General features: G+C 55.3%; 7 protein-coding genes, 1 tRNA gene, 1 other RNA gene and 1 riboswitch. Of the genes, 6 read left to right on the top strand and 3 right to left on the bottom strand.

Annotated elements, in window-relative coordinates:
- Positions 1 to 91: 91 nt before the first annotated feature.
- Positions 92 to 224, bottom strand: a riboswitch (FMN riboswitch).
- A 1,086-nt stretch (positions 225 to 1,310) separates the two neighbouring features.
- The gene (locus VAE55_RS01430; RefSeq protein ID WP_322814048.1) at positions 1,311 to 12,857 is read left to right on the top strand and encodes a LamG-like jellyroll fold domain-containing protein; all 11,547 of its coding nucleotides are present in this window, start codon (positions 1,311 to 1,313) and stop codon (positions 12,855 to 12,857) included.
- Between the two features lie 127 nt (positions 12,858 to 12,984).
- On the opposite strand, the gene ettA is transcribed toward VAE55_RS01430, so the two are convergent.
- Positions 12,985 to 14,661: an energy-dependent translational throttle protein EttA gene (ettA, locus tag VAE55_RS01425; protein ID WP_322814047.1), complete on the bottom strand. Its 1,677-nt coding sequence runs from the start codon at positions 14,659 to 14,661 to the stop codon at positions 12,985 to 12,987.
- A 371-nt stretch (positions 14,662 to 15,032) separates the two neighbouring features.
- Between ettA and VAE55_RS01420 the strand changes: the two genes are divergently transcribed.
- The 4 genes from VAE55_RS01420 (at position 15,033) to cdd (ending at position 18,023) form a co-directional block, all read left to right on the top strand.
- Positions 15,033 to 15,106 (top strand) — tRNA-Gln (locus tag VAE55_RS01420).
- A 151-nt stretch (positions 15,107 to 15,257) separates the two neighbouring features.
- Entirely contained in the window at positions 15,258 to 16,196 is a 939-nt protein-coding gene (locus tag VAE55_RS01415) for a ribose-phosphate pyrophosphokinase (protein ID WP_322814046.1), read from the top strand.
- Between the two features lie 86 nt (positions 16,197 to 16,282).
- Positions 16,283 to 17,635 carry a hemolysin family protein gene (locus VAE55_RS01410; protein WP_322814045.1) on the top strand — a complete coding sequence of 451 codons (1,353 nt, stop codon included), beginning with the start codon at positions 16,283 to 16,285 and terminating at the stop codon, positions 17,633 to 17,635.
- Positions 17,616 to 18,023 carry a cytidine deaminase gene (gene cdd / locus VAE55_RS01405; RefSeq protein WP_322814044.1) on the top strand — a complete coding sequence of 136 codons (408 nt, stop codon included), beginning with the start codon at positions 17,616 to 17,618 and terminating at the stop codon, positions 18,021 to 18,023. Before VAE55_RS01410 ends, cdd begins: the two co-directional genes overlap by 20 nt.
- Before the next feature lie 627 nt (positions 18,024 to 18,650).
- Here cdd and VAE55_RS01400 read toward each other — a convergent pair.
- Positions 18,651 to 19,304: a hypothetical protein gene (locus VAE55_RS01400; RefSeq protein ID WP_322814043.1), complete on the bottom strand. Its 654-nt coding sequence runs from the start codon at positions 19,302 to 19,304 to the stop codon at positions 18,651 to 18,653.
- 90 nt (positions 19,305 to 19,394) lie between these two features.
- Between VAE55_RS01400 and ffs the strand changes: the two genes are divergently transcribed.
- Positions 19,395 to 19,493: signal recognition particle sRNA small type (gene ffs / locus VAE55_RS01395), an RNA gene on the top strand.
- Here ffs and VAE55_RS01390 read toward each other — a convergent pair.
- On the bottom strand, positions 19,494 to 22,451 hold the full coding sequence (locus VAE55_RS01390) for a hypothetical protein (protein WP_322814042.1): 2,958 nt from the start codon (positions 22,449 to 22,451) through the stop codon (positions 19,494 to 19,496).
- Positions 22,452 to 22,913 lie beyond the last annotated feature (462 nt).

The raw sequence follows: 22,913 nt of genomic DNA, 5'->3' as shown, positions 1-22,913 counted from the left end.
GAGTGCTCGGCTACTACCGGTGCAGTCGCCAAAGCCGACAAGAGCACTCAATGGCTCTTGCCTCTTCATCTGCTATCGTGCCAGGCCAACCGCAGACCTTCTCCCATCCGGACTATACCGTCGGCCCCGGAATCACACCGGATCCTGCCTTGCGGCTCGCGGGCTTGTGTGGGCACGCCACCATTACCGCCGATCAGGAATTGCACCTTGCCCCGAAGGTCTTCGGATTTTGTCGCCGTAGCGACATATATAAGGTACGATACCCGGAAAGTAGTGAGCTGTCAACTCATACCATCGCTGGCGTTATAGGCATCTCGAATCGCAATCCACTGTTCACCCTGGTGACGCCCTGAGCACGACTGCGCAGAGCCGGCTTTCGCTACGCTGGTGGTGGTATGACGCACCGGTATCGATACCGCTCACACGCAGGGTTGCCCATGTAGCATGGTTTGGCGTGCAGAAGCGGGCGTCTGCGTCCACCCTGCTCTTTACCGAGTGCGTGGCGCACCGATTATCCTACCGGTCACGACGACAACGTGCGGTCTCGTCACGATCAGCTGGCCTGACCAGGACTGATGAGTTGACGGTGCGTGAGGCGGGATGGTCAACTGCCCTACCTGGTCGGTGGAATGGCATATCGGTGAAGTACAGCCGCAAGCCATTGCCATTGCTCCAGAGAGCTGGAGTTGGTCAGTGTTACCCGACGGTCGATACACTCAGCACGGCAGTGTGGCTGCCGCACTCCATATCTCGCAGACGTGATTTACGTGCGGGTTTGGCACCGCAATGGGGTGAACAGCGGGTGAGTCGAATGTTCACGCTCGCAGGGGCAACTCAGAAAGGTATCTCTTGTTCAGTGGAATGTTCAGCGACAGACAGAACGTGTGAGCGTATGCCGGAGATAGGGCTTAGCGATATCTTGAATGATCTCCCCTCGACACCTCCTGCGTAATGCAGAAACAAAAGAAGATCGCAACGGAATGTTGCCTAAAAGCCAAAGATATGTTATGCTCTCATCAAAATCTCATTTAAGAGAGGAATCTTTATCTCTGTATCCGTGAACGCTCGTCATCTTCGGCCTGACACTATGCGTATCGTATCAGGTAATGGAGATGCGAGCTATTAGTAAAGGAAAGTCTTGAGGGAAGCAGAGCGTATTCTTTACCATATAGTACTTGCGGTTCAAGAATGAATGCCTCCGAGGCAAGCTATATTTCAGGTAAACGATACATTTGCACCTCACATTCCACTGCACCCTTCGTGCGCGTTTTGCGGCCTGAAGTTCTGCTTGTCTGGGAGGTATTATTCTAATGCATTACCGACATCATCTCTTGAAGACAGCTCTATCCACTGTATTCCTCGGTATCTTCCTGCTGTTGATTGCAATGCGGATTCAGCCGGTTATCGCCCCCGATTCCCTGCGGGCAGCCTGGCAACGCGCCATCAGTACCAATACGTATCAATTTAGCGTCAGTGCTACAGTGCTCACCGATCCGCAACCCTCACCACTTACCGTCGGACAGGCACCTGAGCGTCAGGAGATATTCCTGAAAGGACAAACCGATCTCAAAGCTGACACTACTGAGCTGAGCTTGTGGTCGCAAGGTGGTACAGTAGCCGACGGTGAAGGAAGCATTACGATTCGGATTACCGAGGGCCAAACCTGGGTACGACAGGCAGGGGGTGAATGGGAAGAATATCCTGGCCTGGCCGATCTTTATGCGCCCGGTGGCGATCTGATGGGATACCTAGCAGCGGTACGTGATGTAGAGACGCTAGGCGAACAGGTGGTGCATGGCGTAACGATGACACGTTATCGTTTCCGCTTGGATGGCCCGGCGCTTGAGCGCTACTTGCGTGAACGACAGCAAGAGGCTTTAGTACGGGCGAACCGGCTACCACCCGGCGCCGAACTCAAACCGGCTGAAGAGTACACCCATCTGCGGGGTAGCGGTGAGGTCTGGGTTGATCAAAATGGTTTGCCGGTACGCCAAATAATAGACCTGACCTTACCGACAGGGAGTACGCAACGACTCAGTCATGCCCAGATCACGATGGACTTTTTCGGATTCGGACCGCTACCGACCAGCCCGCCGTTTGCCTGGCAACACCTGTTCTGGAACATTCTGAACGTTCTGAATGCTCTGGCACCATCCGTGATCTGGTTGAGTGCATTTTTGTCTTGTTTAATCGCGATTGTAGTGCTGATACAGCGGCGTTCTGTGCTACGTTTCAACAGCCTGATCTCGATGGTTGTGCTGGTGACATTGATTAGCGGTCCTCTTCTCACTGCCCACCGTGCCTATGCCATCCAGGCATCTGAAGCGGAGCGTAGTGTTGCGTCGCAACAGATACCGGCCATAACTCAGACACCTTCAGACCGTGAAGCACAAATGCCGGCAGAGTTTGCCGCCGCGCACATTGTGGCTGATGTCTTGCTCAGTGAAGTACGTAATCAAAGCACCTATGATCATGACCGGGATGGACTGAGTGACATTCAGGAGCACATGCTCGGTACCGATCCGTACCAGGCAACCGATAGCAAAGCACGGTTGGAGTCGTTGATCACACAGGCGACGCCGGCTCTACCCATCACACCGGCCAGCCTGGTGCATGACGGTCGCGACTCTGACGGCGATGGTTTGAACGATTTTCAAGAGCTATTCCTGGGAACAAGCCGTTTTGAGAGTGATACCGATGGTGATGGTTTAAGTGATTTCGCCGAGGCCAGGGGCTTTTCCTACAACGGACGAGACTGGTTTCTCGATCCGTTGGCGATGGATACCAACCGCGATGGGATTATTGACAGCCTGGAAGTGATTCGGAATGGAAGTACGCTGCTACCACGCGATACCGATAGTGACGGAGTACCAGACGCTTTTGATCGCGACAATGATAATGATGGCGTTCCTGATGCACTTGACCTCTCACCATCCACCCATTCGGGTAGTCAGGGAGCGTTCAACGGCAATCGCGCCCTCTGGTTGAAATTAGATAACCTGTACAACAACACCCTAGTCGCAGTTGATTTTCAGGTTCGTCCGCAAGACGCAAATCAGCTCTGGTATGCCCAGAGTCGCTTCGACTGGCCCAACGACGGCGCCGGCCAGATACAGGATCGGAATGCTACAACCGACGATCTCCAGCTCATTCCATTACTTGAAATCAGCATTCCGGCCAATTCCTTTGCAACGCTACCCTCGTACACCGATAACGGTAACGGTAACCTCTCCTCGCCAATTCTGAGCGCTCAGGGCATTACCATTCGACGGGCGGATGACAGTACCATCGTCGCATACGTGCCATTGAGTTTAATGACCAACCAGCAGACCGGCGAGCGCGTAGCATTCTCTGGACGGATGCTTTACCGCGGTGTTCCTGGATGGGGCACCGCCCACCGAGTGCGCCTAGTGTGGGCGGTGCAGACGAAAAATGATGTGGACGGCTTTGATAAACCAGGCATTGTCCACGTATATGCCAATGAGTCCTGGACACTGACCGGTATGCAGATACGTGAAGATCACGGGGTAAGCGGAGCGCTGGTGGTTGCCGATCCGGCGGCTCAAGGCGATGCTGTCGCCCGCGATGATGCGTTGTTTGCACTGATTAATAGTCTCGATCAAACATTCTTGCGCGGACGTACCGATCTCTCACCTACCACTATCGCGAGTCGGTTTGATCACCCAAGCAATAACAGTATTCCCGATGAGCAGCGCTGGGGACTGCCCGACATCTTCCGCGTACGCACCTATAACGAGACAGACACCCTAAGTCTAGCACGTAATGCGGCAACACGAAATCGCTCAGTTTTAAGCGATTGGATTCCGGCTCAGTATCAGCCACTGATCCTGAACGTTCGGCATGAGACATTCCGTGCACTCAATTTTGACAGTCTAGGGAGTAATGCCTCGTGGGCAGATACGGTGCTCAGTCTGAACCTGACAAATGGCGGACCCAATGCCGTTCACATACAAACGACCGCCCACCTCAGCCTGACCGGCTATGAGTTTTCTGCCGGTGACTGGCGAGCGCTCTCGGCCGAGCAGACGGTGCAGCGGTTTGTAAGTCGCCACCAAAGCCAGGCTAGTACTGACGACGATTTGAAAACGGCTCAGCTTACAATCTTGCGCAACTATTTAGCCGTCCTGATCCAAGGTATTGTCACCACCATTATTAATGGTCAGCAGCGCCCAACTGTAGATCTGGCGGCCCCTGATGCATCAATGACGCAGATCAACACTGCACTCGCTGCACAAAGTAACGGTGCATTAAAACATGCCATGAGCGCGCTCGGTGAAGCGCAAGGATCAGAAACCAATGCTATGCTGAAGCAGATGGGTAAGGTCATCATAACATTAGGCATCAGTGCAGCACGAGGCGGTGGTGCAGCTTGGGCTGTCTCTGCCCAATTTGTTACCAGCTTCAAAGCGAAAGCCGGCGATGCGATTCGCGGGGCGATTATTGGCGCATTGGTTGCCGGTTTGGTGATGGCAGCCACAGCTCAAATCGGCACCATATCACCCGAACTTAACCGCTGGCTCCAAACCGGTGGCATGGAGCTAGTGCAGCAAGTCACCTCTTCGGTAGCAACCATTATCAAGAATGGGATTGACCTGATCTTAATCGCGAAATTTGGTCTGCAAAAGATCACTGCTGCCTCAGCGGCCTTTACCATTGTCATCGGTGGAGTATTGGTACTGGCAACGGTTGGATTGGCGATCTACGAAGCGATTGCCAATCAGCTATCCGGCGTAGCCCTGGCACAATTGATCATCACCACCGTGTTGCAAGTTGCCTGGATTGTCTTCTTAACTGCGCTGGCGTTTGTTCCCAAAGTTGGCCCAATTATTGTAGCGGTACTCGTGATTATCGATGCCGTACTCTCGATCTTCCTTTCAATCATCCTGGGGCGTGCTACAACCTTCTCTAGCTGGCTCTTCCAGCAGATTGCACGCTTTATCGTTGATGAGTCGCGCTATCTAACCGTAAAACCAACGGTTAGCGGCACCAACCTTGGGCTAATTAATCCGGCTGCCGGGATGACGGCGTGGAATCCTCTACGCTTCAGTGCTATTGTGTATCCAAATCTAGATTGGAATCCACATCGGATCGGCAATCGTTGGTTTGGCCATCCATGGAATGACTGGCAGGCTCGTCAGCGCGTTTCTGGTGTTGTCTCACTGGCAACATCTGAACAGAACTTGAACACCTGGCCGGGATGGCCACCAATCGAAGGGAGTTATAGCCGAGCGGTGGATTTTAGTTTCCCTGCCGGCATAAACCACGCCACATCACTCTGGTTAAATACTGCTTTCAACCTGCCATATAAGCGATGCATTTTCTTGTGGTGCGGCGCATACGATGATGTTAAGCGATACAACTCACGTCTGGCCGATAGCGTGGTGTTCGATGTATTCCCGGCAACCCTTAACGAGTTTGTACGGATGGATTGGGGCGGCAATGTACCCTTCCCAACCCGATCTGATGGAGACTTAGACGGTGTTGCTCACCATAGCGATCCAAATGATGCCAGCTGGGATAGTGACGGTGACGGGTTGAGTGATGCATTTGAATTTCAGCGCGCCGGGGAAGGTATTCGCTTGAGTCCACGTAGTGCAGATACCGACGGTGACGGGTTGAGCGATCGTGAAGAGGTATTGTGGGAAACTGATCCTACCCGTGCCGATACTGATGGCGACGGCTTAAGTGACAGACAAGAGGTAGACGGTTTTCGGGTCAGCGTGCAAGGGCAGGGTTTCTGGTTGCGCACTAGCCCACTGGCAGTCGATTCCCGTGGAAGTGGGGCGTCGGATGCAGTCTGGCTCTATCAAAATGGCCCGACGACTGCGTATTCAGCATTGGCTTCGTGGCCGTTGAATGAAGTGAGTGGCCCAGTCTTTACCGACTCTATTAACCGCACGACGATGAGCTGCGTTGCCCCTCGTTGTCCTGATGCCGGTATTACAATAAGTGGTCGTACCGGTGTGCGCTTCGACGGCAATGATTATCTTAGTGCTGGTACCGATGAGCGATTCCGCATGAGTGACGCCATGACGTTTGCGGTCTGGATGTATCCAACTGCCAATAGTGGTGGAATTCTGGTCAACCGTGAAGGTGAATACGAAGTCGCTCGCTTCCCCGATGGCTCAATTCAGTGGGCATTCGCCAATGCCCACCCTGGTTGGGTATGGATCAACACCGGCTACTTTGCGCCACTCAATACCTGGACGCATGTAGCAGTGACCTATCAGCACGGTGTGGTAGTTACTTACATCAACGGCAATCCAATACACAACTATAACGGCAGTGGTTCAATCACCGATATCGATCCCTTCAATAATGAATTCCGGCTTGGGAATCGCGCGGACGCGTACTCGCAGCCATTTACCGGCGTCTTGGCTCAGGCCCGTATCTTCACCCGTGCGCTGTCAGCTGGCGAAGTAGCCAGTTTACTGTTAGCGCCAGCCAGCCTGAGTATGATGGATATTGGCTCATTTCTGAGTAGCACAACCACCGAACTATCCGCGCCAGTTACCCCTATTGGCGTCTTTCCTCAGATTAATGACGGTGATCTCACCGTTAGACCCGGTCAGTCGTTGACTTACACCGTCACCCTGCAACACAACCTGCTTGAAGGTCGTCCACTGCGCGGAGCAGTCTGGCTTAATACCCCTGTCAACAGCTTCCCGTCAACATCGTTTGAGTTGTTGCCAGGCCAGGCCCAGAGCTTTGTTACCAATCTAACAATTCCGGCCAGCACTCCAGAAGGGCCATTCGTGCTCAACGCTGTCACCCAGTACAGCCCCGGTGGTAATCTCTCGGCACGTTGGGCACAACCGATCTTCGTTGAACGCACCAGCGCTCCTGTTAGTGCGATTGCGCTTGCTCCAACACCAGGTGCAGCCACACCATACGCCGTTGTCACCGAAAGCGGTGGTCAGGTACAATTTCTGCCAGCACAACCTTCAACCCTTGGTACACCTTTGACTGTTGGCTCGGGGACAAATCCAACCGTAGCCTGCCTCTCCGGCGCATGTCTGGTAGCCTGGCAGCATGAAACGAACATTCATATTACTCGTGTTACCGGGACCAGTGTCTCTTCACCGGTCACCCTCGGTTCCGGTTCAGCGCCGATAGTGGCTAGCAACGGTAGCAATTTCCTGGTTGCCTGGCTAGACGGCGGCACTTTACGTGCACAACGAGTAGCTGCTAATGGCACACTTACCGGTACACAAATAGCGTTGGATAACGCACTACAGACCGGCAACACGGTCGCCCTCGCTACCGTTGGCACAACGTATCTTGCCGTGTACGAGCGTGGACCAACCAATCAGCGCGACATCTGGATGGTACGGATTGATGATAGTGGGACCACCACGCCTATACAACTCACGGCTACCCCAGACGATGAGTCTGGACCGGCGTTGGCATATAGTACAACATTTGGCCGTACTTTGATAGCTTACCTGCGCAATGGATCGGTCTTTGGTCGTTTGCTTGCCGGCACGATCCTGTATGATGAAATCCTACTCCTCTCAGATGGTGGTGTAAATGTGCTTCGACCTGCCGTTGCTGCCGCAGCCGATCACTTCGTGGTTGCCGCTGGAGCACGAGTAGCCAACCGCGCCAACCTGCTCTATCAGGCGGTAGACGGAAATAACCGGTTGTTAGGCAGTCCACAACGCTTCGCCTGGCTGGTTGATGCTCCAACTACACTGAATATTGGCCTAGCTTGTGCCGACGGCCAACCGTGTGTCGTTACCCCAGCCGGGCTTAGCGGCAATAGTGGCACCCAAATCGGCACGCTGTCGGCGCAGATCGTCAGCGAAGCGGCCGGATTGTTCGATAGTGGCACCTTACCAACACCACTACGGCTGGTAGTGGACAACACTCCTCCAGCAACCCAGATTGTCTCGTTGGCGAATGGGAGCTACGTGCCGGCCGCCAATGTCAATAGTGGTCTGGTTGTGAGTGGAATTGTGACCGATACGAATGGAATCGAACTGGTGGAGATCAGCCTGGATGGTGGTGCCTGGCAAGAGACGACCCTGTCTGGCACAACCTGGGCAACGACGTTGGATATAAGTGCACTGGCGGAAGGACAGCATTCGTTACGAGCGCGAGCACGTGACACTGCCGGCAATCAAGGTGCGGCAAGCACACCGGTGACGTTTATTGTTGATCGGCAGCCACCGATGATCACGCTCAGCAGCGTCCCTTCTACACCCGTACGACCTAGCCTCGACGCCGGCAGTGGATGGGTCTTCCCGTTCACCGGCACGCTCACTGATCCAGCAGCCGGTACAAGTGCGGGTAGTGGAAGCACACTGGTCACGCTCGAATTGTTGCCGGCGAGCAGCGACGCTGTAACCAGCATACCACAGGAGATCACCGCTAGTGGCGGCACCTGGCAGCATAACTATCGCCTGACCGGCGGGGGTGGCGTTGATGGCCGGATTACACCACCGACCGGAGTATACACTATCACCATGCGGGCCGTTGATCTGGCGGGCAATCTGACGACAGTGACCCATCCGACTCTACTACAACTCGATGCCACTTCTCCATCGTTCCAGATGAATAGCAATCCCGGCGATACGATCACGACTACCCTCGTGCTGTCTGGAGTTGTTAGCGATACCGGCTCGGTGGCGAGTGGTGTTCAGGCAATGGAAGTAGCTTGGGTGCCGCAAGAGCAGGCTGATGTGCTGGCAACCGCGCGTGTTCGTCTCCTCTTTGAGGAAGCAACCGGTAGCGAGGTATTTGCTAATGCTGCTGATGCCTCCCTGATAGCAGTGTGCAGCGGTACTAACTGCCCACAGCTCACCGGTGGTCGAGTCGATCAGGGCATTACGTTGAATGCAACCCAGGCGCTGAGCATCACCGATACGATGGGAACTTTGGGGGAATTCAGCATTGCCGCCTGGATTAACGGCAGCGGTCGATGGTTCGAACGTGGCCTGGCCAGCCAGCCAGGTTATGTCGAGTTAACCACAAACAGCGTGCAGCTATGGGGGAGCAGTGCAACCTGTACGGCATCGTTTACCCCTGCCGGCAGCGGATGGCAGCATCTTGCCGCCACATATGACGGTACCACCCTGAACGTGTATCGTGAAGGGGTCGCCATTGCCTCTACACCCTGCAGCGCCGGACATCTCTCTGCCGCAACAGCCCGTATTGGTAGCGGCTTCATCGGCATGGTAGACGAGGTGCATATGTATGACTACGCATTGGCTACCGATGAGGTTGGCGATCTGTGCGCTGCCGCAGACCGTACCTGGCAGGCAGTCACACTGGCGACACCCGGCGCAACGAATACCACCTGGAGTCTGGCCGTCCCCAACAACCTCGACGGGATATATGCGCTGATGATACGGGCAAGCGATGCGCTTGCCAATCGTACTGTGCACGATGGCGAGCTGATCTGGCGTGGACTGGTAGATACGCGTGGCCCCCAAGTCACTGTACGGGTGACACAACAGGGGAGCGGTTCGCTGGCCCGCACGACAATCACCTGTGAGATTCGCGACATCAACCTGAACCATCCAACTGTCGTATGTCCCGAACCGACCGGAACCATCCTTGAACGTAGCGACCTGTCGGTGTTCTACCAACCGGCTGCCTGGCGGCGGCAGAGCAGCGATCTGAAGCTGTTAAATGGTCGCGACATCACTTATGTCGTGTCAGGGCATATCAGCTACAGTGCTACCGGCACCGCTACCGATACGTTGGGCCGCAATGGTAGCAGTAACCCTCAGCCGGTTACACCACCGGCACGCCCGATTGACATCCTTGTTACCTCACCGTCCGGCAATGTGCGAACGACGCTCGATCCGATTGTGCTGGCAGGTGAAGTTAGCGCTAACGCCGGCTTGCAGCGCTTGCGAGTTTTACGAAACGGTAGTGAAATTCATAATCAGACTTGGCCGTCAGGTACACCAAGCGCCAGTTTCAGTCTGGCGGCCTGGACACCGGCTGATGGACGTTATAACCTGGAATTCCGGATTGAGGACCAGAATGGACAACTGCTTGTCGAGGAGATGATCCTGTTCGTAGATACCGCAGCACCAACTGCAATCGGCTTTGCCAGCGCAGTCGTCACAACCGGTAATACGCTGACAAATACGCTGGCGCTACCTATTCTGGTCACCGATACCGGCGTGATAACCGGTGTGCAGGCGTCACTTGATGGCAGCATCTGGATTGAGGCCGATGCCGACCCAATTGTCAATGGACGCTGGTGGCTGCCTATCACCGACGACACCGGTAATCTCGACAACCAGCTCTTCACGATGGCATTGCGAGCCACCGACGCTGCCGGACGCCAGATCACGGCATCAGGACAGACAATCACGGTTGATGTGACGCCACCTGCACATCAGAATGTAACGCTACGCATTGTCGGCGGCAGTATTCTGAGCGATGGAACGGTAGTTGTGACGCCCGGATTATCGCTACGAATGGAGTGGACTACCGGCAGCGATGGTGCCGGGCCAGTCACCTTCTTCACCGGATGGAATACCGACGCCGAACCGAATATTGCTAGCCTGACGGCATATGGAGCTGGACCCAACTACCATGATATAACACCGTTAGACGGATCTATTCTCTACGCCCATATAGTACAACAAGACGCGAACGGGAATCGTCAGATACAGACCTTTGGCCCGATTATCTACGATCCACCATCGACGCCGGCTGTCATTTCGCAGACCGGTGCAACCGAACCAGCACGAGCAATTGACACCCAATGGCGCAATGGTGCGTGCAACCTAGTCGGCCAAAACAGTGCCTTGGCACGACGCACCAATGATCTGGCGGCAACAAATGGCGTGCAACGACTCTTTACGGCATGGGATGACAGAGCCATCCGCCTCGCCTGGCATGGTGTAATCTGGGACAGTAGCAACGATCTGTATCTCTACCTAGATACCGCACCTGGTGGTGCTTCGGCACCGTATCGCCAGGGTATGAGTGGCGGGCAACTCGATTTGGGTTGGTCAAACAGCTTCTCGCCTAATTACCTGGTACGAATTGACGACAGCACGACTATGAGTCTGCTGAGCTGGAACGGCACAAGTTGGACTTCTGTGAGTAGTAACTGGCAGGTGTGGAGCGATCCGATGGATCCGACACTGCTCGAAATCTATATCCCATTCACGACACTCAACATCACTGCTCCGGCAACAACACCTGTGCAGATGCTGGCATACGCGACTGAAGAGGACAGTCTGCGAATCTGGTCTGTGATACCGGCTAACAACCCGCTCACCAGTCCAAACGTCCTCAACAGTAAGAGCAGTGAAGATATCACCAACACAGTGACACTTACGAATGTTATATTCTGGGATAACATTGGTGCAGGTAGCTGTCCAGGTCAAGGGCAATTGACCGCCGATGTACGCTTTCGCATTACTGTCGAACCGATTGGTATAGTCTACTCAATTTTCACCGATGAATTGATCAACGATCAGTCACAACTGCTTGATGATATCAGCCAGGTTGACGGACAGCAGATAGCGGAACTGGACACCTACCAACCGCCACTGATTGAAGGCCAGACTATCACCTACACGATCCACTACGAGAATGTGGGTGAAGTGCCGGCAACCAATGTGCAGGCATGGATCGTCAATTGGGGATCACTAAGGTTACCAGGTGGCACCCTGATCACGGGCGTAACTCCATACTATGAACAGTTTATTAACTTGGGAACGATTAACCCTGGCACGAACGGCATAGCAACCTTTACCGGTGTTGTTGATCGGCAGATCGCCCGTGATGCTGGTGAAGACGAAGATTGGGCAACAGTAGATGTCTCGTTCCACGATGATACGACCAACCTCGATGATGCCCTAGACTGGTTCTTTGTCGATCATCCGGTTGATATTACACCGCCAGAACATGTTGAGATTTACGAACCACTCTCGTACATCAAACCGGGCATAACAACTCTGTACGGCCTGGTCTGGGATGAGTCGGATGTACCGCAAATTGAGCTAGAGGTAACCGTTGGTAGTGCGTCACCCTCGATTGTTTCATGCACCGACACAACCCCCGAAGATGGCGAATGGCAATGTCCGGTCAACCTGGGAACGCCGGCGGATGGTACGTCGGTAACCATCCGGGCGCGAGCTACGGATCGAGCCGGATTGACCAGCGCCTGGAGTGACCCACTGAACCTGATTGTTGATGATCAGGCACCACGGCTTATCCTGAGTGATGCAACCATAACCCGTTTGGGTCTAGGTGCAGTGGGAGTTGGCACCCTGCAACTGGATGGGCAGATCAATGATGAGCGATCGGCGGCTGCGGTCGAGGTGTGTGTTGATCAAAATGATAGCAAAGGGTTCCAGTGCACCAAAGTACCGGTAGATGGAACAAATCGCTGGAGCTATGCCCTGCCCATTCGTGAGCAGACGAACCAATCTGCACAACATCTGCGTCTGACGCCAATCGATGAGGCTGGTAATCGTGGCAACACCCAACAGTTCGATTACGTCATCGACACTATTGCCCCAACACTGAGCAATAACCTGCTACAACCGGTACAGTTGCAGGCGACGCCCCAACAAGCTCCAGTATTTCTGAGCGACGGCGTACAAATTGGTGGCACGTACAGCGATGAAGTAGGTGTTACTGCAATCACGGTGCGGGTTGAACGCCCTGATGGTTTGGTAACGAACGGAGCTGCCGAATTGCAATCTGGTCAGTGGCGCTATATCGTGCCGTTGTCAAGGCCTGGTACATATCGCGTATACGTGGAGGCGCGTGATGCGGCAGGGAACGTGCGCGTCATCGGTCCTATTGTGGTAGGAGGCCCGTACCGCATTCACCTACCGATCATTCAACGCTAGACGTAGAGAGGAGAAGCATTTCCCTTCAACTTCTGCTCCTCTCCCCGGCAGGAGAGGAGTAGGAGCTGGGGGCAAGGTGAGGGAACCAGGGGCACAGTATACGACCAATCCATATCACCCCCACCTGCTACCGTGTCAGGCGACGGTAGACAATGCGGTGTGGATGATCGGCCTCAGCGCCTTTCCGCCGTCGATAATCGGCAGCGTATTCAGAATAGGTACCAGGGAACCAGACCACCTGGCTATCACCCTCGAACGCCAGAATGTGCGTGGCAACCCGATCCAGAAACCAGCGGTCGTGCGAAATGATCAGCGCACAACCGGCAAAGTTTTCCAATCCCTCTTCGAGTGCCCGCAAGGTATGCACATCAAGATCGTTGGTCGGCTCGTCGAGTAACAGCACATTAGCCCCGGATTTGAGAATGCGGGCCAGATGGACACGGTTACGTTCACCGCCAGAGAGGCTGCCTACCAGATTCTGCTGGTCGCTACCGCTAAAATTGAAGCGGGCACAATAGGCACGCGAGTTGACCTGACGGCCACCTAGCACAATTTGGTCGTGTCCTTCCGAGATCGCTTCCCAGACCGTCTGCCTGGGATCGAGCACTTCCCGACCCTGATCGACATAACCTAGTTTCACCGAAGCGCCAATCTCAAGCGTTCCGCTATCAGGCTGTTCCTGCCCGACAATCATGCGGAACAGAGTGGTTTTCCCGGCACCATTTGGGCCGACGATACCCACAATTGCCCCTGGCGGAACATCAAAACTGAGATTTTCATACAGTAGTTTATCGCCGTAAGCCTTCGTCACCCCGGTCGCCCGGATCACCAGATCACCGAGGCGGGGGCCTGGTGGAATGTAGATTTCGAGTTCCCGATCACGCTGATCCTGATTCTCGCTGAGCAGTCGTTCGTAGGCAGCAATCCGGGCTTTTGATTTGGCGTGCCGCCCCTTCGGCGCCATATTAATCCACTCCAGCTCGCGCTGCAGGGCCTTTTGTCGTTGCGATTCGGCCTTCTCACTCTCGGCCAGCTTCTGGCGCTTCTGCTCAAGCCAGCTCGAATAGTTGCCGCGCCAGGGAATGCCATGCCCACGCTCAAGTTCCAAAATCCAGCCGGCGACATTATTGAGAAAGTGACGGTCATGCGTCACCGCAATCACTGTTCCCTGGTACTCCTGCAAATGGCGTTCGAGCCAGGCCACCGACTCAGCGTCAAGATGGTTCGTTGGCTCATCGAGTAAGAGAATATCGGGCTGCTGCAGGAGCAGGCGACAGAGCGCAACACGCCGGCGCTCTCCTCCCGACAAGACCGTTACCGGCGTATCACCAGGTGGACAACGCAACGCATCCATTGCCAGCTCTAATCGGCTATCAAGGTTCCAACCATCGACATGATCGATCTTATCCTGAAGTTCGGCCTGCTCGGCGATCAACGCATCGTAATCCGCGTTTGGGTCATTGAACAGCTCGATGATTTCGTCGTAGCGACGCAGCAACGCCACCGTTTCGGCCATTCCCTCCTCGACAATCTCACGTACCGTCTTCGTATTATCGAGATATGGCTCCTGTTCGAGCAATCCTATAATGTAGCCGGGCGAACGGGTAATCTCACCGGTATAATCTTGATCAATCCCGGCTATAATCCGCAACAACGAACTCTTTCCTGAACCATTTACACCGATGACACCGATCTTGGCGCCGTAAAAGAAGGAAAGGCTTATATCCTTCAGGATTTCGCGGTTAGGTGGTACCACCTTTCCCATACGATACATCGAGAAGATAATTTTCTGGGTATCGGTCATAGAATTCTCCTTGCGACTACTCCACGTTGCCCTCTAGTGTAGCATAGGCTACGATATGGTCGGCAGATCGACGTCGCCTGTTTGACGAGAAGTGATTGCAAAAAGCCGTTGGTGATTGTTCAGGCTTGGCCCAGACTGTCAATTGTGCGAGGCAGCGTTCCACAGCGTCCAACTAACAGTCTGGACATTCCAACAGGCGACGTTACAGCAGCGTGATCGCTATGTGATCTACGCGACAACACGAGACATTGGCCGCCCGTTGGAACACCGTAACCATGAGCAATCGCAGCCGATAGCCTGTTCAGCGGGTGTGTTCGCTATGATATCGTTGACAACAGACCTGCACACTTATGGTATAATTCTTAGCGAGGTGCCGGGTTGTGTAATGGTAGCACCACGGACTTTGGATCCGTTTGTCCAGGTTCGAGTCCTGGCCCGGCAGCCAACACTCAATTACGCGATGCGGTAATGAAACTGCTGAACTCAAACAATTTATCACCGACGTGGAGGAGATCAGCACTTCTGGTCTTGCATGTAACAGGTGCGCAGTGAGCATGCTCGCTGCGCGTTTCTATTCAGGAAAGAACCGCTGAACCATGGATGGTCGTTTGCTCATTTTTACCGGCAATGCCAACCCGGCATTAGCGCAAGAGATTGCCCGTAACCTGCGCATCAATCTGGGACGGGCACTGGTTGGTACCTTTAAAAATGGCGAGACACGGGTCAAGATTCACGACAATGTCCGTGGCTGTGATGTGTTTGTGATTCAACCCACTTGTACGCCGGTGGACCATCACCTAATGGAACTGCTCATTATGATCGATGCTTTCCGGCGAGCCTCGGCAGCGCGGGTAACGGCGGTCATTCCCTATTATGGGTATGCCAAGCAAGAGAAGAAGACCTCGGGCCGTGAGCCCATCTCGGCCAAGCTAGTGGCTAACCTGATCCGTACCGCCGGCGCTGACCGCGTTCTGACGATGGATCTGCACGCTCCAGCCATTGAAGGGTTCTTCGATATTCCTGTTGACCACTTGCAAGCCTCGCCACTGCTGGCCGATTACATTCGTGAACTGAACCTGCCTAACCCGGTTGTTGTCTCTCCCGATACCGGTGGCGTAGGGCGGGCCAATCGCTTTCGTGAGCGGATTGGTGCCGGATTGGCGATTATTGCCAAACAACGACCCGAACCTGATACAGCCGAAGTGATCGAGATGGTTGGAGAGGTTGAAGGGAAGACGGCAATCATTGTCGATGATATGATCTCAACTGGAGGAACTCTGATTGAAGCGGCCCAAACCCTACGCACTCGTGGCGCACGGGCCGTGTATGCCTGCGCTACCCACGGCATTTTTGCCGAAAACGCCTTACAGTTGATCGCCGAGTCCGATCTCGTCGAGACGGTAGTCACCAACACGATCCCTCAACCACCAACCGCCGCAGCAGCCCGGGTGCGCACGATTAGCGTGGCACCATTGTTTGCTGAAGCGATTATGCGCATCCATAAAGATCTATCACTGAGTGCGCTTTTTTCCTGATGACGCGGTCGTTATGCGCCCGAAGGGAGTATCAATTCGGGCGCCATTGTTGAGTGAAGCGCACCACTCTGTTGCGCGAAAGGAGGATGATTCTCTTGGAAGACCCTGGCCCTGGTTCGCTCGTTATCGGTATTGGCCTGTGTCTGATTGCCCTAGGTATTACCTCAGCCGCCGACACAGCCCTGATAACGGTGAGTCGACCCCGGCTGAGCACTCTACTCGCTTCGGCTGGTCTCGGTACACGCCGCTTTGCGGCTCATTTTCTCGATGAACCATACCGCATCAAATCTGCCATTATCTTTCTTAACGCAACCTTGACGATTACTGTCACGGCACTGACGATCCAGCTCGTCGCTCCTTATGGGCTATCAATGATTATTGGCAGTCTGGTAGGATTGCTGCTTGCCATTTTACTCCTGAGCGAAGTTGTCGCCAAAGCTCTTGCCCTGCGGAGTCCTGACACAACGATTCTGATCCTCGCCCGGCCACTGGTCGCCATCGCGATGGTGTTATGGCCGGTGATGACGGTGATCAATACCATTACGCGCCCCATTTTTACCCTCTTAAGCGGCCAACCGGCTCCTCCTACGCCACTTGTAACCGAAGAGGAGCTACGGCTCATAATGAGTGCCGGCGAAGAGGCCGGTTGGATCGAGCATGAAGAGCGCGAGATGATCGAAGGGGTCATGGATTTCGGTGATACCCTGGTGCGCGAGATTATGATTCCGCGGGTCGATGTGGTAGCGCTGGAAGTCAATAGCCCGCTGAAACGTGCGCTTGATGTCGCGATTACTCGCGGTCATTCGCGTATTCCTGTGTATGAAGAGACTATTGATAACGTTGTCGGTATTCTCTACGTCAAAGACCTGATCCCCGTCTTGCGCGATGGCAAGCACGATACACCGTTGCGCGATTTGCTCCGACCAGCATACTTTGTGCCGGTAACGATGAAGGTCGCTGCCCTGTTAGAAGATTTGCAGCGGCGGCGGGTGCATATGGCCATTGTGGTTGACGAATACGGTGGTACTGCCGGTATCGTAACGCTCGAAGATTTGATCGAACAGATTGTTGGTGAAATTCGCGATGAGTACGATACAGAAGAGCCGGCTATCATTGAGGTTGGACCGAATGAACTGATCGTTGATGCCCGCGTACCGATTGATGATGTCGCCGAGGTCCTGGAGGTTGAATTTCCCGAAACAACTGCGGATCGCATCGGTGGTTTGGTCTACGAGCAACTGGGGCGTATCCCGCGTGAAGGCGATCAGGTGGTCTGCAACGAGGTGACCATCACCGTGCTCTCGATAAAGGGGATTCGTGCCGAACGATTACGAATTGTCCGGCGGACACCGGCTGAAATAACAGCGGCAGCGCTGGTGGATGCCGAAAAACCGCTGTTGCCGCTTCCTAAAGAACTGCATGGATCCAGTGGCCCTTGAGCAATTGATCGCCGCGGCATTGGATGCCCGGCAGCGTGCGTATGCACCCTATTCACGCTTCGCGGTTGGTGCCGCCGTCCTGACCGATGATGGCCGTATCTTTAGCGGTGCCAATATTGAGAACGCATCCTATCCTCTCACCATCTGTGCCGAGCGGGTAGCGCTGTTCTGCGCTCACATGGCGGCAGCCGGGCCGGTCGTTGCGCTGGCTGTGGTGACACCAACACCAACAGTTGCCAGCCCATGTGGCGCCTGTCGTCAGGTGATCTTTGAACTCGCGCCACAGGCGCAGATCGTTCTCCTCAACCACAACGGTAGCGAGCGCCGTCTGACCACGCCACAGGAGCTGTTGCCCTTCGGATTTGGGCCAGATCAGCTCACCAGATAGAACCAGCGCAATGCAGATGTTACCCTCGGCATCATCAACCGGGTAGTATGCAACGGGCGGGCTGGCAATATGAACTGGTATATGTACCCTCCGTAGGGGCGGGTTTGGAACCCGCCCCTACGGAATTTGCGCATCCGTGCCATGCAGATGATCCCCACAGGTCGTTGCGGATTTGACATCAGGAGGGCCGGGAAGGGTGAGTGTGGAAGCATAACTCCCACACGCCAGTGCGAACATCTCACCCGCCTGCTCGCCGGTAAAAGATACCAGAACCTATTTCAAAAAACATCTACTAGAAGTTATCTCATTCATTGCCGAGCGACTCCAGGATCGTAACGAGAACACCCCGTATCCACATGACCAGCCGGGTCAACGGCGTTCCACGCGCCGGATCGTGAGCACGGCTGCTGCGGCAGCATGGCTGCTGCACGCCAAACGCTTCGCCACGTGCATGACAGGTGGGTAAGACACCCCATCCAACGAGCGAGGGCACTAGCGATGGTCGTCAGCCCACCTCGCGTTCATAGCGGCAGCCTGGGCGCAGGATAGATTATCATTGGTCATTGGCAAGCGTTTATGCACCTATGCAATGGTCGGGTAGCACGACAGTACAGCTTTTATGAAGTTCTATTCACGACGAGGCTGACTGCTATCTGGTGGTGTTTCCGGCATTGGCAACAATGGCGCAACCGGTGCTATCAGCCGATCAACGATAGCTCCCAGTCGGGTGAACTGTGGTCCTAATTCAGTCTGAGCAAGCGGGATATTCACCGGTACGTCAAGCTCGACTGGGATTGACGTGACCAGTTTGACATTCATATTCAGATCGACCGGCAATTCCAGGCCGGCCGGCAACACAATCGACACACTGGCATTGAGATTACCACCACCACCGGGAAACGCGATTTGAGCAGGGGCCTGAAGTGACACTGGCTCAGTCAGCGTCACTACGTTGCGCTCGGTCATGATTGTCTCGCCGTTGATCGGAACATCAAGCTCAATCGGCAGACGTGTGCTCAGAGGCACGGTATACACAATCGTTGCCGATTCAAGTTTATCAACCACATCTTGCAGCTCAGCCAGGTTATTAGCGGCAAAGGCCGGCAGACTCTCGGTAAGCTGCGCTACCTGACGCTGATACATCACCAGAATGCCGATGACGATGCCAAGCACAATCAGCAGAACGGCATTCATGATGAAGGATGTCCAGATCATCGCCTTGTAGAGAGGGGCGATCCGCGCATAGCGCTTTGGGGGGCGAGAAGTGGTTTCGCTGCTCATACAACCTCCTGCAACTACGATTGTCTGGAATAATACCACGGCTATTCGTAGATGCAAGGGTTGCGCGATGCGGATTTTCGCGTATAATACAGGTGTGCCGCGAACGGCAGATACTTGCGGAACCCCGCCAGGACCGAAAGGTAGCAACGGTACGCGAGTTCCTCTGGGTGTTCGCGGCGCATGCTTTTTTCAGGCTCGATCATCGGCCACAATAGTCGCAGCAATTCCAGCCAGCAGTGACGTCCCACCGATACGACACAAGATGGGAACCGTCAGCTCAAGCGCCCGGAACATCTCTTCACGACCGATAGCCGCCTGACGCAACGTCGCTGCTAGGCGCTGGAGGGTTAGCGGGTCGGCGGGATCGAGCGCAGCGACAATGGCCAGCTCAGCCCGCACCCGTTCGTTACGCCGGCGGATACGACGGGCCACTCTACTCGCTAATGCGATCTGACCTTTTCCGGCCAGGGCTACCACCAATGCGGCACGATAGCGACTTCGAGCCTCGCCGGTCAGCAGTTCATCGGCAAGCTGATCGGCAAACGTGGCATCGGCAGCGACCAGATGTGGCGCCGATACAATCAACGCCCGCGCCCGCTCACCAACAACGTCCAGCGAACGGATTAATGAGATGGCATTGATCACATCGCCGGCACGCATGCGGGCAATTGCCAGGTCTGCGCAGGTACGCACCCGTTGTTCGGGAGCAACTATTGCGGAAGCCTGGGCAACCGCTGCCTCCCAATTACCGGCAGCCGCCAACTGACGGGCAATCTCGTCACGTGCCCAATCACGCTCATCGTCGTCGGTCATCTCGGCCAGGACAGCCTGCGCTCCGGCGTAATCGCCGGCCTGGGCGCAGGCCACGGCTACCCGCGATAGCGCACGCTCCAGTTCCTCGCCACTCAACTGGTGCGCAATGGCCAACGCACGCTCTCGACGCCCGATGGCAGCGTGAGCAGCGGCAAGCGCTGCCAGTAAGATCGGGCGATCATCACCCTGAAGCGCATCGATCTCGCGAGTTGCCCGTTCGGTCGCCAGATTAGCGACCAGACCTTGCAGCAAGATTCGCAACTCCAACAGGGTTGTCACGCGCAATTCACGGCTACTGATGCGTTCAGCGGCTGCCAGGGCATCACCGTCCTTTTCGGCCAACGCGAAGACCCGTGCTAACCGGGCCAGGCCACGATCCCGCTGATGTTGACCTGGTAGCGCCATAATCCGTTGCAACGCCGCATCTTCGTCACGCAATGCCAGATCACATGCCAGCTCAATTTCGGCCCAGGCTCGCGCCGTCTCAATCCGAATCTCTTCCAGCAGCATCTGACCACGCGGATCGGCAATCCGCGCCAGTGCCACGGCGACCTCGGCCTGTGCCCAGGCGGCCCGGTTTTCATGCAGAATTGAGCGTGCCAAACGCCAGGCCCGGTCGTACTGGCCGTTATTCAACAGATACCGCACCACCAGCGTCTCGACATGGGCACGCCGTTCCAGCAGATCGATCCGCTCGGCACAGACCAAAGCCTGATCGGGATCGTGGGCTTCAATGCAGGCTGTCGCCAACGCCTCGATCATCTGGTCGCGAGCATCACGCCAGGCGCGCGAGACCGGCTGCGCTTCAAGATCGAGTGCGCGCGAGAGCAGTCGCATCGCCGCGCTCCGCATATTGACGCTGTAACAGGCTTCGCCGAGCTGACGCAAGACCGCTGCCTTCGGCACGCCATCAGGCAACTGCTCAACAATCGCCGTCACCCGACGCAAACTTCCCTCACGGCCAGAGGTGTTGACGGCGGTGAGAAACGCGGCAGTCACCAGTTCACCACTCAACTGCCGAGCACGCGACGCCAGCGTACCGGTCACGGCGGCTATGCGGGTGAGTGTCAGTGGCGTCGTAACAGTCGTATCCTGAAGCATCCAGCCGGCATCACGCAACGCACCGGTTAACCCTTCACGCAACTCTCGTTCACGCAGCCAGGCGAGCGGTTGCGCTGTCGGCAAATCGACTGAACGACGCTCCGGCGCACACAAGACAGTATGACGGGCCAATTGCCGACCCAAATAGCGATTCGCCGGATCGAGAGGGTTGCGACGTAATTGCCCGGCACACCACTGGGCCAGTTCGCTATGCGCAATGTCTATTTTGTCGGGAAAATGATGGGCCAGAAACAGGCGCAATGCACGATGAGCATAACGCACCAGCAACAGCGAGTCATCGTCACTCACGCGCCAGAGATGAATATGCACCAGCCCCTGCTCTTCCCAGCGATCCAGGATCAGTTGGGGATGTTCGGTACTTACTGCTGCCAGTGCAGTCACGGGCAGCGGCTCACCTGCAGCGGCCAAAAACATCGCCAGTCGTTGCTCAGAGGATGTCAGCGTCTGCCACCAGTGATACAGAAGACGATCAAGATCGGAGGGAAGTTTGCTTATGTCAAGCAAGCCCAGATGCAACCAGCGCTCGGCCCAACTGAGATAGAGCAGATTACCCTGGGCCGCATTCAACAGCGCTTCACGCCATTTCGGTGGACAATGACGCCGATCCAGCAATTCCATTTGCGTTTGCAGGAGTGCACGGTCAACGGTGGGCAAAGACAGACGGGCATCCGGTTCAATTGGCAACTGACCGTGGACAATCAGCGTTACCCCCGGCGGTAGATCGAACGGTAGCGGCAACGGCAGCGGGCGCAGTGGTTGCCGGTCGCGGTCTGGGGCACTCACCAGCAACACCAATGGATGGTCGGGATCGGCAACTTCGTGCAACAGCCGCTCACAGGCCGCCGGATCGGTCAACGCAGCCGGATCGAGCAAGGGCAGATTCGGGCGTCGTGTAGCCACGATCTGGGCATAGAACGCCAGAGCACCGTTGCCATCATCATCATCGGCCAGCCAGAGCGGCCACTCGGCAAGCACGGCCAACTGGCACAACAGAGTCGTCGCCCCCGACCCAATAGGGGCGTCAAGCGCAATAATCCCGCGCTGTTCACGCAGTGTAGCAAGCACAGCCTCACGCAGCACCGAACGATCAATCGCGGAGCGCAGGCAGGATTGCACCCGTGCCTGCTGCGCTCGCAACGCCGGTGCCACAGCGGCGTACAACTCAGGAAATTGATCAACAGCGCGAAATGCGCACGGTAGTATTGGCTTCATCAGGCATGTAATATACCACAAGATGCATGGCCCTATTGGCGGGAGCGCTATGGGGGAGCCTGTAATGGATCACAACAGGGCACAGACTATCGTGGGTAATGCATAGAACTTATTTCATAAAAAGCTGTACTGTCGCGCTCTCATAACCATCTCCGGTACCATCACACGCCGGATTGGTTGCCTTGCTCGGTTATCATCCGCGTGTTGCGCAGTTTGGAGTGCGGCAGCATGGTTGCCGCAGCAGCCTTACTCACGATCCGGAGTGTGTTACGTCGTTGACCCGGCTGGTCACGCGGATGCCGAGTGTGCGCGTCACGATCGTGGAATCGGTCGGCAATGAATGAGATAACTTCATAGTAGAACCTATCTCAAAAATGTCTGCTTACGCTACAATAGCGGTACGAGCAGACATGACCTCACCGATGACCAATGGGCGGTGATCGAACCGCTCATCCAAAAAAA

The organism is Chloroflexus sp. (assembly GCF_034432675.1).
GTDB lineage: Bacteria > Chloroflexota > Chloroflexia > Chloroflexales > Chloroflexaceae > Chloroflexus.
The sequence above is the reverse complement of the archived record's forward strand: the minus strand, read 5'-3'. Positions and strand labels throughout refer to the sequence as shown.

Bases quoted from the DNA above. Each gene is read 5' to 3' on its own strand.
- VAE55_RS01430 (WP_322814048.1), top strand. From the start codon at position 1,311: ATGCATTACCGACATCATCTCTTGAAGACAGCTCTATCCACTGTATTC.
- ettA (WP_322814047.1), bottom strand. From the start codon at position 14,661: ATGACCGATACCCAGAAAATTATCTTCTCGATGTATCGTATGGGAAAG.
- VAE55_RS01415 (WP_322814046.1), top strand. From the start codon at position 15,258: ATGGATGGTCGTTTGCTCATTTTTACCGGCAATGCCAACCCGGCATTA.
- VAE55_RS01410 (WP_322814045.1), top strand. From the start codon at position 16,283: ATGATTCTCTTGGAAGACCCTGGCCCTGGTTCGCTCGTTATCGGTATT.
- cdd (WP_322814044.1), top strand. From the start codon at position 17,616: ATGGATCCAGTGGCCCTTGAGCAATTGATCGCCGCGGCATTGGATGCC.
- VAE55_RS01400 (WP_322814043.1), bottom strand. From the start codon at position 19,304: ATGAGCAGCGAAACCACTTCTCGCCCCCCAAAGCGCTATGCGCGGATC.
- VAE55_RS01390 (WP_322814042.1), bottom strand. From the start codon at position 22,451: ATGAAGCCAATACTACCGTGCGCATTTCGCGCTGTTGATCAATTTCCT.